We start from the raw sequence: 12,444 nt of genomic DNA on the forward strand, positions 1-12,444 counted from the left end.
GCTGTTTTATACCCATTTTTTTATGAATGGTATGTGCTTTAAATCTTCTTTTCCTAAAAGCTTAAAAAAGATCAGTGTGAACAAATAAAGGCAGCATGTTGCTGTAACACAGATGATTAGACCTTGCAGTGGTGGAAACTGTGGCATCATATAACGGTATAAGTATACTGCGCCTCCGCCTGTAATGATTATAGCTAGCAAACAAAATACAAAATCTTTCACAACGATTGTATAGCTGATTGCTTTTATAACTGTAGCAAAGTGCAGCAATGTTACGACAACTATACTAATTACTATACCGAGAGCAGCGCCCATAATTCCAAATTCTGGACGTGTAGCAAGTGCAAAGATGGCTGTTAATTTCACTAGTGCACCAATAAGGCTATTGATCATCGCAGACCGAGCCAAGTCTAGGGCTTGAAGAACAGCTTGCAATGGACCTTGAAAATAGAGAAAAAAGAAAAAAGGAGTCATAATCTTTACATAAGAAGCAGATGCTGGTGAATCATACATCAAGTCCATGATGGGAACAGCAAAAACATACATTACAACTGCCGCAATACCACCTGATAGCATGGAGAGCTTCAACGCTTGATTAAGCCGGTGCTCGATAAGATGGTATTTTTTTTGTGCATTCGCTTCACTTATAGCAGGGACCAAAGACACAGAAAGAGAATAGGTTATGAACGTTGGCAAAAACAATAAAGGAATAACATAGCCTGCAAGTTCCCCATATTGGGCTGTGGCTAAAGCTGTGGTGATTCCGGCAAGTGCTAAACTTTTTGCAACAACGATTGGTTCGAAAAAGTACGAAACCGAACCGATCAATTGACTTCCTGTTGTAGGAAGTGCAATATTCAAAAGGTCTTTCAGTGTTTCGTGTCCTTCTTTTAACTGTTTGAAGAAGCCTTTTCGTATGCGCATTTTCTTTTTTACTTTGAACATGGAAAACATGTATAACAGAGATGCGAGTTCTCCGATGATTACAGAGATCATCGCCCCAGCCGCTGCGTATTCAACGCCGTATGGCAGAAAAAGGCCGGTTAAAAGAGCTACGAGGGCAATCCTGACAACCTGCTCGATCACTTGTGAATAAGCGGAAGGTCTCATGTTCTGCAGTCCTTGGAAGTATCCTCTCAATACAGAGGATACAGCGATTACAGGAACAACAGGTGCAATCGCGAGCAGCGGCCATATCGTTCTTTTATCTGTAAAAAAGTATTGAGCTAACAACGGGGCTGCAATAAATAAAGCAATCGTGATCAATATACTTAGAACACCAGTGATGGCGAGTGAAACGATTAAAATTTTCTTCACTTTCGATCTGTCACCTGTAGCATCAGCTTCCGCTACAAGCTTTGAAATAGCGATCGGAAGACCCAGTCTTGTCAGCGTAACGGCCAATAAAAACGTTGGGACTGCCATCATATAGAGTCCAACACCTTCAGGTCCCATTACGCGTGCCATTACAATTCGGTTAACGAAACCAAGTATCCGAGTTACAAGACCTGCTAAAATAAGCAGAATCGTTCCTTGTACAAGTGTTTGTTTTGTCATTTTAACCTGTCCTTTCTTGGACAATCTCATATATCACTATATGCACGATGTGTGAAAGGTCATGACAGCTTGTTTCATATTGAAAGGAGAGAAGAATGATGGAGGATACTCATTTTACTCATTGGAAAAAAGAAGTGAAGCCAGCCGTACAGAGCAAAAAGGAAGAATTTCATTACATGGGGTATGAAAGTGTTACAGAAGAGGAAATATGGGAATGTGTACAGGCTAGGTTAAAGAAAAAAAAGATCGAGCCTCGTCTGCATGCGCTAGTCGATCAAATTTTAGCACTTTCACTGAATGATTTTATGACATGGCTAACGATTCAATCTTATAAAGAATAGTGATATCAAAAGTGAAGCAGATGCTTCACTTTGTTTATGTTTTATTTATGAACAATCACAGGACAAATTGACAGAAAAAAACAACAATCGCTATAATGGGAAGGATTAGTATTCGTACTTATACATAGTGTTGTCTTTTTGGTGCAGCATGAAGGAGGTTTCTTAAAGTGGTAAAGAGAAGTAAGATCGTCATCTTTTTTGTCGTACTTCTAATGTTTGCCGCACTTATTGGGCTTACGACAGAAAAAATCGTAAAAGAAACAAAGCTTGGACTTGATCTCCAAGGCGGTTTTGAAGTGCTTTATGAAGTTGAACCTGTAAAAAAAGGTCAAAAAATAACGGAAGAAACGTTAAAGAGCACGGTAGAAGCGTTAAACAGCCGTATCAACGTGTTAGGTGTGTCTGAACCTGACATTCAGATCGAAGGCAACAATCGTATCCGTGTTCAACTTGCTGGAGTGTCTGATCAAAATAAAGCGCGTGAACTATTGTCTACACAAGCAGAACTTACGTTTCGTGATGTAAATGACAAAGTGTTGCTTGATGGATCTGATTTAAAAGGAAATGCTGCAAAACAGTCATTTGCGCAACAAACGAATAATCCAATAGTAACACTTGAACTTAAAGATGCTGATAAGTTCAAACAAGTTACTGAACAAATCGTGAACATGCCTCCTGGTGAAAATGTTCTTGTTATTTGGTTAGATTTTGAAAAAGGTGATTCGTTTAAGAAAGAACAGCAAAAAGAATTAGCTGGTAAGGAGCCCAAATATATTTCTGCTCCTGCCGTTAATCAAGTGCTTTCGCAAAGCGACGTTATGATCGAGGGATCTTTCTCAGTAGAGGAAGCACAAAGTCTTGCAAGCATCTTAAATGCAGGAGCTTTGCCAGTTAAGCTTGATGAAGTATATTCTACATCTGTTGGAGCAAAATTCGGTGAAAAAGCATTAAATGAAACAGTATTTGCTGGCTTTATCGGTATTGCAGCAATCTTTTTATTCATGCTGATCTTCTACCGTATCCCAGGAATCATTGCTGTATTAACTCTATCCATCTATATTTGGTTGATTTTAGCCATTTTCTATTTAATGAACGGCGTTTTAACATTGCCTGGTATCGCAGCACTTATTCTAGGTGTGGGTATGGCAGTTGACGCTAACATTATTACTTATGAACGTATAAAAGAGGAATTGAGAAGCGGAAAATCCGTTTTAAGTGCTTTTAAAGCGGGGAACCGCCGTTCATTTACAACGATCTTTGATGCAAACATTACAACGATTCTTGCAGCAGCTGTTTTATTCGCTTATGGGACGAGTTCAGTAAAAGGTTTTGCATTGGTTTTAATCATTTCGGTACTGGCAAGTTTCATCACAGCCGTTTTCGGAACAAGACTATTCCTTGGACTATGGGTACAGTCACGTGTGATGGATAAAAAGCCAGGGTTGTTTGGTGTAAAGGAGAGTGACATCCGTGAGCTTTAATTACGACTTTGTAAAAAACAGAAACCTTTATTTCATCATCTCAACTCTCCTTACGATTGTTGGAATTGTATTTTTGCTTACAATCGGTCTGAAACTTGGTATTGATTTTGATAGTGGTTCACGTGTTAATATTCAAGCGACTGAAACGTTAACAAATGAAGGTGTTGAAGAAGAGTTTAAGTCACTTGGTCTAGATCCAGAATCGGTTGTATTAGCCGGAAATAATGATCAAGCAAATGTTGCATTTAAGGGAGCATTATCAAAAGACGAAGTGGCAAAGATAAACACCCATTTTGAAGATAAATATGGGGAAACACCAAGTATAAGTACTGTAACACCGACTGTTGGCCGTGAGCTTGCACAAAACGCCCTATTTGCAGTTCTTATTGCTTCAGTTGGTATTATTATCTATGTAGCATTCCGTTTCGAGTGGTCCATGGCTGTTGCATCCGTTGTCGCGTTACTGCACGATGCGTTTATGATCATTGCAATCTTTAGCATCTTAAGAATTGAAGTTGATCTACCGTTCATCGCAGCTGTTTTGACCATTGTTGGTTATTCCATCAACGATACGATTGTTACATTTGACCGTATTCGTGAAAACATGAAACTTGAAAAAGTAAAAACACAAGAAAAGCTAGCTGAAATCGTTAATAGAAGTATTCGTGAAACGTTAGGTCGATCCATCAATACTGTACTGACGGTAATCATCGCAGCAGTTGCTCTCTTGATTTTTGGAGCAGATTCAATCAGAAACTTCTCCATTGCCTTGTTAATTGGTCTTACTTTTGGTGCTTACTCATCAATCTTTATCGCCTCTCAGTTGTGGTACGTAATGAAATCACGACAGATGAAATCGAAAAAGACACGACCTGTTGAAGCAGAACCAGAAATCTAAAGATAAATTTCATTCATAAATTGTCACCTCTTATCCTGTTTTGTATAATGAATAGGTTAAGAGGTGATTTTTTATGCTGGAGCCTAGAACAAGGTGGGAAATCCAAAAACCTTCTGAAGAAAAGGCAAAATGGTTGTCCCAAGAATTAGACGTACCTCTGCTTATAGCAAATTTGCTAATCGTTAGAGGGATTGAGACAATAGAAGAAGCACAAGCATTTTTAAAAATAGATACGAATCAGTTTCACGATCCTTTCTTGATGGATGGCATGAAAGAAAGTGTTGAACGGATACATAAAGCGATAGAATCTGAAGAAAAGATATTGATTTTTGGAGACTATGATGCAGACGGTGTCAGCAGTACAACGGTTATGTATTATGCGCTGAAAGAATTAGGGGCACAGTTTGATTATTATATTCCGAATCGATTCACAGAGGGATACGGACCTAATGAACCCGCTCTCAGAAAAGCGAAAGAAGACGGCTATTCACTTGTAGTAACTGTTGATACGGGAATTTCTGCTGTACATGAGGCAGCTGTTGCTAAAGAGATCGGGCTTGATTTTATCATTACCGATCATCATGAAGCGCCGCCTGTATTACCAGATGCTTATAGCATCATTAATCCTAAAAAACCTGGCTGCACATATCCTTTTTCCGGTCTAGCGGGTGTAGGAGTCGCTTTTAAAGTAGCGCATGCGCTTCACGGAAAACCTTTGCTGCACTTGCTTGATTTTGCGTGTATAGGAACAATTGCAGACCTTGTACCACTTGTTGATGAAAATAGAGTGATCGCGAAACTTGGAATAGAAGCACTCTCAAAAACAGATAAGATAGGTTTGCAAGAGCTGTTAAAAGTAGCAGGACTTTACGAAAAAGAACTTTCAGCAGAAGATGTAGGGTTTGCGATCGGACCGAGAGTAAACGCAGCAGGCAGGCTTGGATCAGCGATGCCAGTTGTAGAGTTGTTTACCTCAAACGACCGTGAAGAATCTGCCATGCTGTCTGAAGAGATCGATTCGGTTAACAAAGAGCGTCAAGGGATCGTTAATGAGATCACGAAAGAAGCAATCACTATGGTTGAAGAGAGTTTTCCGCCTGACGAAAATGAAGTGCTAGTTCTTGCGAAAGAAGGTTGGAACCCGGGGGTTATCGGAATAGTAGCCTCCCGATTGGTAGAAAAATTTTACCGGCCAACCATCGTGCTTTGTTTGGATCATGAAAAGGAAACGGCAAAAGGATCGGCCAGAAGCATAAAAGGTTTCGATATGTTTGAGAATCTGTCCGAATCAAGAGATATCCTGCCTCATTTCGGAGGTCACCCGATGGCAGCAGGTATGACATTGTCGATGCATGATGTGGATGAGCTGAGAAAGAGGCTCATTAAGCAAGCGAAAAATTGTTTACAACCAGAAGATTATCTTCCGGTTACTTCTATTGACCTTAGTGCTAGTCTAGGCGAGGTTTCACTGGAAACAGTTGAGATGCTAAGTACTTTAGCTCCTTTTGGTGTAGGAAATCCATCACCTCGTGTATTGATTGAAGAAGTGCCTATACGCGAGATGAAAAGGATTGGTAGTCAGTCAAACCACCTAAAATTACAGGTAGGAAATGGTGAGATGTCTGTATTAGATTGTATTGGTTTTCAAAAAGGAAGTTTATTTGATGAGATGACTCCTTACTCCTTGCTTTCATTAGTCGGTCAAATTCAATTAAACGAATGGAACGGTTATCGAAAACCTCAACTTCTTCTTGAAGATCTTTCTGTAAATCATTTTCAGCTTTTTGACTACCGTGGTCTAAAAGACGCTGGTAAAAGGTTGATTGGTCTGCCATACTCCAAAACATGTTTTATCGCGTTTGAAAAAGATACATTAAAACTTGCGGGACTAGAGGGATTAACTGAACACGTGATCGGAGAAGATGAGCTTTCTACACTTCCGAAAGATTATTTTAAAGATAAATATTTAGTGTTCTTAGATGTCCCTTCCTCTCTTGTTCGTTTTTCAGAATGGCTGGAAACGATCGGAGAACCATCTCGGATTTATGCGGTGTTCCACCAAAACACAGAACACTTTTTTACTACGCTGCCAACAAGAGAACACTTTAAATGGTTTTATGGATTTTTAGCCAAACGAAAAACGTTTAATGTTCGTAAAGATGGTGCAGAACTCGCGAAATGGAAGGGCTGGTCAAAAGAAACAATAGATTTTATGTCAAAGGTGTTTTTTGAGCTGGATTTTGTTACAATAGACGATGGTGTTATTTTCATTAATAAAGAACCTAGCAAAAGAGAATTAGAAAGTTCTGAAACATATCAGAAAAAGTTTGAACAAGCAGACATAGAAAATCAGCTCGTTTATTCTTCTTATCATTCTTTAAAAAGCTGGTTTACAGAACAAACCCGGCCAAAAGCCAGTTTGTAATTTTCAGGAGGCAAAGATTCATGGATTATAAGCCGTTTATTTCAGTAGTAGAAGATTTTCCAATCGAAGGCATTCGTTTTAAAGATATCACTTCACTTATGTCTGATGGTGCAGTATATAAACAAGCAATGGATGATATTGCTGTGTACGCTAAAGAAAAACAGGTCGATGTAATTGTTGGACCTGAAGCACGCGGATTTATCGTAGGATGTCCTGTAGCTTACACTCTTGGACTAGGATTTGTTCCGGTTCGAAAAGAAGGAAAACTTCCTCGTGAAGTAATTAAGGTCGATTACGGTCTTGAATATGGTAAAGATGTTTTAACGATGCATAAAGACGCGATCAAACCAGGACAAAGAGTCTTGATCACAGACGATTTACTTGCAACAGGCGGAACAATTGAAGCAACGATTAAGCTTGTTGAAGAACTTGGCGGAGTAGTTGTAGGTATCGCATTCATGATCGAACTTACTTACTTAGATGGCCGCAAGAAACTTTCAGGTTATGATATCTTCACTTTAACTCAATACTAAACAGATGAGAGAGTTCCTATTAAAGGGGCTCTTTTTTAGTTCTTTTCTAAAAGGTTGTTTTTTTAAACATTGTGCTTAAATTATTGTATTCTCACCACTGATAAGTTGTTTGGAGTGGAAGGCGCGAGACTCCTGCGGGACAAGCGGTCAGGTGAGACCCTTAAGGGCGCAATGCGGCAAGGGGCTCACCGCCTGCCCCGCGGAAAGCGAAGCGCCTGGAGCGGAAATCAACTACACTCAAAAACATGGAGTGAGAAAACAGCCTTTTTTTACAATCCTGTCACAAAAACTGCCCATTCATTCGACAAATTTCGTTTTTCGCTTTACATGAGGGTTCAATTTAACGATAATAGAAGCAATATACAATGACAACGTAAGGTGATTCCATGACGATTGAGCAAGTATTGCAAAAAGCGGAAAGCTATCTGTCTAAAGACGACATCGGCTTTATTACGAAGGCCTATGAATACGCAAAAAGTGCACATGAGGGACAATTCCGTAAATCGGGAGAGCCCTATATTCATCATCCTGTTGAAGTAGCAGCCATCCTTGTTAACCTGCAAATGGATCCTGTAACTGTAGCTGCAGGGTTTCTTCACGATGTAGTTGAAGACACCTCTATTACTCTTAAGGATATATCCAACCAGTTTAATGAAGAAGTGGCTATGCTTGTTGATGGTGTTACAAAACTGAAGAAGATCAAGTTCAAGTCAAAAGAGGAACAACAGGCTGAGAACCACCGCAAAATGTTTGTTGCGATGGCACAAGATATCAGATGTATTTTGATCAAGCTTGCTGACCGTCTTCACAACATGCGTACACTGAAACATATGCCAAAAGAAAAACAGATTCAAAAAGCGAATGAAACGCTCGAAATCTTCGCTCCGCTTGCCCATCGTCTTGGGATTTCAACCATTAAGTGGGAGCTTGAAGATGTTTCTTTAAGGTACCTAAATCCACAGCAATACTACAGAATCGTTAACTTAATGCAGCAAAAACGCGCTGAACGGGAAGAGTATGTTCATCTAGTGATGGATGAAATGAAGAGCAAGTTAAAAGAAGTTAACATTCAGGTAGATATTTCTGGAAGACCGAAACATATTTACAGCATCTATCGGAAAATGGCTAAGCAAGGCAAGCAGTTTAACGAGATATATGACCTGCTTGCCGTTCGAATTATCGTTCAAAATATTAAAGATTGCTATGCTGCATTAGGGATTATCCACACTGCATATAAACCTATGCCAGGTCGCTTTAAAGATTATATTGCCATGCCTAAAGCAAATATGTACCAGTCCCTTCATACGACCGTTATCGGTCCAAAAGGAGATCCGCTTGAAGTCCAGATCAGAACGGCTGATATGCACCGTGTAGCGGAATACGGGATTGCTGCACACTGGGCTTATAAAGAAGGTGCTACGAAAGCACCTGTAAGTACTTTTGAAAATAAACTGACGTGGTTCCGTGAAATTCTTGAGTGGCAAAATGATGTTGTAGATGCCGAAGAATTTATGGAATCATTAAAAGTCGACCTTTTCTCTGATATGGTGTTTGTTTTCACGCCAAAAGGAGATGTATATGAACTGCCTTCAGGTTCCGTTCCAATCGATTTTGCCTACCGTATTCATACTGAAATTGGGAATAGGTGTATTGGAGCTAAGGTGAACGGGAAGATGGTCACATTAGATTATCGCTTGAAAACTGGAGATATCATTGAGATTTTAACGAGTAAGCATTCTTATGGGCCAAGTCAAGATTGGCTGAAAATTACTCAAAGTTCTCATGCGAAAAATAAAATTCGTCAATGGTTTAAGCGTGAAAGAAGAGAAGAGAACGTTGCTAAAGGTAAAGAGCTCGTTGAAAAAGAGATTAAGAATCGCGGTTACGAGCTTAAAGACATATTCACAACTGAAAATCTTCAATATGTAGCTCAAAAGTATAACTTTGCAGGCGAAGAAGACATGTATGCAGCAGTCGGATATAACGGTATTACTGCCGCTCAAATCGCTACACGTCTAACAGATAAAGTACGCCGTAAAAAAGAGCAGGATCCGGATAATTCAGAACTCCTCGACGCGATCAGGGATTCTGCTGAAAAGCCCGAACCAAAAAAACGAACAGATTCTGGCATCGTCGTAAAAGGCATTGATAATATGCTGATTCGTTTATCTAAATGCTGTAATCCAGTACCTGGAGATGACATTGTAGGTTACATTACAAAAGGGCGCGGTGTCTCTGTTCACCGAGAAGATTGTGTGAATGTTCATAACGAAGATGCTCAGGTACGTTTGTTGCCTGTTGAGTGGGAAGGCAATTTGGAACAGCCTAAAAATTACAATGTGGACATTGAAATTAACGGCTTTGACCGACGCGGTCTTCTTAATGAGGTTCTGCAGGCAGTTGCAGAAACAAAGACAAATATCACAGCGGTTAGTGGTAAGTCAGATCGAAATAAAATGGCTACAATCAGCATGTCTATTTCAATTCACAATGTTAGCCATCTGCAAAAAGTTGTAGAGCGAATTAAACGTATTCCTGATATTTATGCCGTAAGACGGCTTATGCAATAGGCTTTAAGGGAAGTGATCTTGTAATGAAGGTAGTATTGCAGCGTGCTAAAAATGCAGAGGTTATAGTTGATTCTGAAGTGAAGGGCAAAATTGATAGCGGCCTTGTGCTATTAGTTGGTGTTACCCATGACGATACAGAGAAAGATGCAGATTATTTAGCAGAAAAAATTGTGAATCTCCGTATCTTTGAAGATGAAAATGAAAAAATGAACCTATCACTCAAGGATATCGCCGGCAGCATACTTTCCATTTCTCAATTTACTTTGTATGGTGATACGAAAAAGGGAAGACGGCCGAATTTCATGGAAGCCGCTAAACCTGATCATGCGATTAACATGTATGAATATTTTAACAATAAGCTTAGTCATTTAGGCGTTCATGTGGAAACAGGTGTTTTTGGAGCGATGATGGATGTAACGTTTACAAATGATGGTCCTGTAACCTTGATCTTAGATTCTAAAATGTAAATACAAATGAATGAAACCTCCGCCTTTATGGAAAGACTAAACCAAAAAAGGCGGAGGGGTTTTTATGAGGCAGAACCGAAAAGGTATTGAAGGGATTCCTGGTTGGAAGAATCTAAGCTTTCATGATTTTCTTTCTCTTGAAAAATCATCGAACAATATGGAACTCGCAGAAGAGTTTGGATTAAACTTGTACCAAGTAAATCAATTAAAGAAAAAAATAAAACGCGAAAACTATTGACATCATACCCTAATGAAAAGTATGATAGTCTACAATTCCAAAATGTAAAACTGATGACGAAGAAAAGTACCTTTACCCCACAGGGTTAGAGAGGAAATACCACGGCTGGAAGTATTTCTCCCTGATGATAAAGTGAAAGACACTTCATAGGTTTTAATTCGAACGGTTATTATCAACCTCAGTAGAGTTACACGTGGGCAATCGTTACTTGCATAATGAGGAAGCTTTTTAGCTTCGAAGCAGGGTGGCACCGCGGGGAAATCCCGTCCCTTATGAAATTACAGATTTCATAAGGGACGGGATTTTTTTATTTGAGTGTTTTCTAACATATTGTGCATTAAAGGCATTGTGTTCGATTCACTTCTTTGACAAGTTGATTGGAGCGCAAGGTGCGTGCCTACCACTTGAGAAACATCTCGCAAGGCATGTTACGAGGAAGCTCACTGCGTTAAGCATAAACTTGTAGACGCAGGAACAAGATACTTCCTTGAAGCGTGACAGGTGAGGCACATAAAAGTGAAACGTACGAAAGATGCTCACCGCACACCCCGCGGAAAGCGAGCATCTGGAGCGGAAATCAACCACTTTCATAAGACAACAAAGTACACGAAAACTGCCTTTGATTTTAACGAACATGAAAAAGCGGGAGGATGAAAGAAAATGAGTATTAACATTCCAAGGGGAACGAAAGATATACTCCCAGGAGAAGTCGAAAAGTGGCAGCTGGTCGAACAAAAAGCGAAAGAAGTATCAGCGCGATTTAACTATAAAGAGATCCGCACACCGATCTTTGAGCATACTGATTTGTTTCAAAGAGGTGTTGGAGACTCAACAGATATCGTACAAAAAGAAATGTACACATTTAATGATCGCGGTGACCGCAGCTTAACCCTTCGTCCAGAAGGCACAGCACCTGTTACTCGATCTTACGTTGAAAATAAAATGTTCGGTCTTCCCGGACAGCCAGTGAAATTATTTTACATTCAGCCTATGTTCCGTTATGAAAGACCGCAAGCAGGGCGCTATCGTCAATTTGTACAGTTTGGTATTGAAGCGATGGGTTCAGCAGATCCTGCCATTGATGCAGAAGTAATCTCACTTGCGATGACGGTATATAAAGAGCTTGGTTTGAAAAAGCTTCGTCTCGTATTGAATACATTGGGAGATGCTGAAAGCCGCAAGTCTCATAAAGAAGCACTGATCGCACATTTTGAACCTAGAATCGATGAATTCTGTTCAGATTGTCAGAACCGAGTATTGAAGAATCCGCTTCGAATTCTGGATTGTAAAAAAGACCGTGATCACAAGCTTATGAAGAATGCTCCTTCAATTTTGGAACACTTAAACGAAGAGTCAAAAGCGTACTTTGAAGACGTTAAGTCAAGCTTAGATGGAATGAACATTGAGTATGTGATAGACCCAACGCTAGTTAGAGGTTTAGATTACTACAACCACACCGCGTTTGAAATCATGAGTGAAGCAGAAGGCTTTGGCGCTATAACAACACTTAGCGGCGGAGGCAGATATAACGGTCTAGTTGAAGACTTAGGCGGTCCTGCTACTCCAAGTATCGGATTTGCGATGAGCTTAGAGCGACTTTTGTTAGCACTGGAAGCAGAAGGCGTCACGCTAGAAACTGAAGATGAGCTTGACTGTTATATTGTTGCGCTAGGTGATGAAGCAAAACAAAAGTCCGTTTCAATCTTAAGCCAGCTTCGTCAGAACGGCATAAAGAGTGACAAAGACTACTTAGATAAAAAGATGAAAGCACAGTTCAAAGCCGCTGACCGATTGAAGGCTAAATTTGTTGCCATATTGGGTGAAGAAGAGCTGACAAAAGGAATCATCAACGTTAAAAATATGGATTCTGGCGATCAACAAGAAGTAGTGATCGAAGAATTGAGCACTTTTATCAAGCAAGGGAAATAAGGAGG

10 protein-coding genes, 1 pseudogene and 1 other annotated feature are annotated in these 12,444 nt (G+C 39.9%); of the genes and pseudogenes, 10 read left to right on the forward strand and 1 reads right to left on the reverse strand.

All coding sequences use genetic code 11. From position 1 onward, the window contains the following. Positions 1-6: 6 nt before the first annotated feature. Entirely contained in the window at positions 7-1,557 is a 1,551-nt protein-coding gene (spoVB, locus tag QUF49_RS07010; protein WP_289494995.1) for a stage V sporulation protein B, read from the reverse strand. Between the two features lie 95 nt (positions 1,558-1,652). Here spoVB and QUF49_RS07015 point away from each other — a divergent pair, with 95 nt between their 5' ends. The 10 genes and pseudogenes from QUF49_RS07015 (at position 1,653) to hisS (ending at position 12,439) form a co-directional block, all read left to right on the forward strand. Continuing rightward, positions 1,653-1,898, forward strand: a complete 246-nt coding sequence (locus tag QUF49_RS07015; protein WP_289494996.1) for a post-transcriptional regulator — start codon at positions 1,653-1,655, stop codon at positions 1,896-1,898. A gap of 167 nt (positions 1,899-2,065) precedes the next feature. After that, positions 2,066-4,277 (forward strand): annotated as a pseudogene (secDF, locus tag QUF49_RS07020) (protein translocase subunit SecDF). A gap of 73 nt (positions 4,278-4,350) precedes the next feature. Then, entirely contained in the window at positions 4,351-6,702 is a 2,352-nt protein-coding gene (recJ, locus tag QUF49_RS07025) for a single-stranded-DNA-specific exonuclease RecJ (protein ID WP_289494997.1), read from the forward strand. 20 nt (positions 6,703-6,722) lie between these two features. Then, entirely contained in the window at positions 6,723-7,235 is a 513-nt protein-coding gene (locus QUF49_RS07030; RefSeq protein ID WP_289494998.1) for an adenine phosphoribosyltransferase, read from the forward strand. 105 nt (positions 7,236-7,340) lie between these two features. Next, positions 7,341-7,604: a hypothetical protein gene (locus QUF49_RS07035; RefSeq protein WP_289494999.1), complete on the forward strand. Its 264-nt coding sequence runs from the start codon at positions 7,341-7,343 to the stop codon at positions 7,602-7,604. Positions 7,605-7,621: 17 nt separating this feature from the next. Then, positions 7,622-9,805 carry a RelA/SpoT family protein gene (locus QUF49_RS07040; RefSeq protein WP_289495000.1) on the forward strand — a complete coding sequence of 728 codons (2,184 nt, stop codon included), beginning with the start codon at positions 7,622-7,624 and terminating at the stop codon, positions 9,803-9,805. A gap of 23 nt (positions 9,806-9,828) precedes the next feature. Then, positions 9,829-10,272, forward strand: coding sequence for a D-aminoacyl-tRNA deacylase (gene dtd, locus QUF49_RS07045; RefSeq protein WP_289495001.1), 444 nt, complete (start codon positions 9,829-9,831; stop codon positions 10,270-10,272). Between the two features lie 64 nt (positions 10,273-10,336). After that, positions 10,337-10,510 carry a hypothetical protein gene (locus QUF49_RS07050; RefSeq protein ID WP_289495002.1) on the forward strand — a complete coding sequence of 58 codons (174 nt, stop codon included), beginning with the start codon at positions 10,337-10,339 and terminating at the stop codon, positions 10,508-10,510. A gap of 44 nt (positions 10,511-10,554) precedes the next feature. Continuing rightward, positions 10,555-10,784: a binding site (T-box leader), on the forward strand. A 242-nt stretch (positions 10,785-11,026) separates the two neighbouring features. Further along, positions 11,027-11,164, forward strand: coding sequence for a hypothetical protein (locus QUF49_RS07055; protein WP_289495003.1), 138 nt, complete (start codon positions 11,027-11,029; stop codon positions 11,162-11,164). 6 nt (positions 11,165-11,170) lie between these two features. Continuing rightward, positions 11,171-12,439, forward strand: a complete 1,269-nt coding sequence (gene hisS / locus QUF49_RS07060) for a histidine--tRNA ligase (protein WP_289495004.1) — start codon at positions 11,171-11,173, stop codon at positions 12,437-12,439. Positions 12,440-12,444: the final 5 nt, after the last annotated feature.

Source organism: Fictibacillus sp. b24 (assembly GCF_030348825.1).
Taxonomy (GTDB): domain Bacteria; phylum Bacillota; class Bacilli; order Bacillales; family Fictibacillaceae; genus Fictibacillus.

What these genes read in the sequence shown, in the direction of transcription:
- dtd (WP_289495001.1), top strand. Translation starts at nt 9,829, where the DNA reads ATGAAGGTAGTATTGCAGCGTGCTAAAAATGCAGAGGTTATAGTTGAT.
- spoVB (WP_289494995.1), bottom strand. Translation starts at nt 1,557, where the DNA reads ATGACAAAACAAACACTTGTACAAGGAACGATTCTGCTTATTTTAGCA.
- recJ (WP_289494997.1), top strand. Translation starts at nt 4,351, where the DNA reads ATGCTGGAGCCTAGAACAAGGTGGGAAATCCAAAAACCTTCTGAAGAA.
- QUF49_RS07040 (WP_289495000.1), top strand. Translation starts at nt 7,622, where the DNA reads ATGACGATTGAGCAAGTATTGCAAAAAGCGGAAAGCTATCTGTCTAAA.
- hisS (WP_289495004.1), top strand. Translation starts at nt 11,171, where the DNA reads ATGAGTATTAACATTCCAAGGGGAACGAAAGATATACTCCCAGGAGAA.
- QUF49_RS07015 (WP_289494996.1), top strand. Translation starts at nt 1,653, where the DNA reads ATGATGGAGGATACTCATTTTACTCATTGGAAAAAAGAAGTGAAGCCA.
- QUF49_RS07030 (WP_289494998.1), top strand. Translation starts at nt 6,723, where the DNA reads ATGGATTATAAGCCGTTTATTTCAGTAGTAGAAGATTTTCCAATCGAA.
- QUF49_RS07050 (WP_289495002.1), top strand. Translation starts at nt 10,337, where the DNA reads ATGAGGCAGAACCGAAAAGGTATTGAAGGGATTCCTGGTTGGAAGAAT.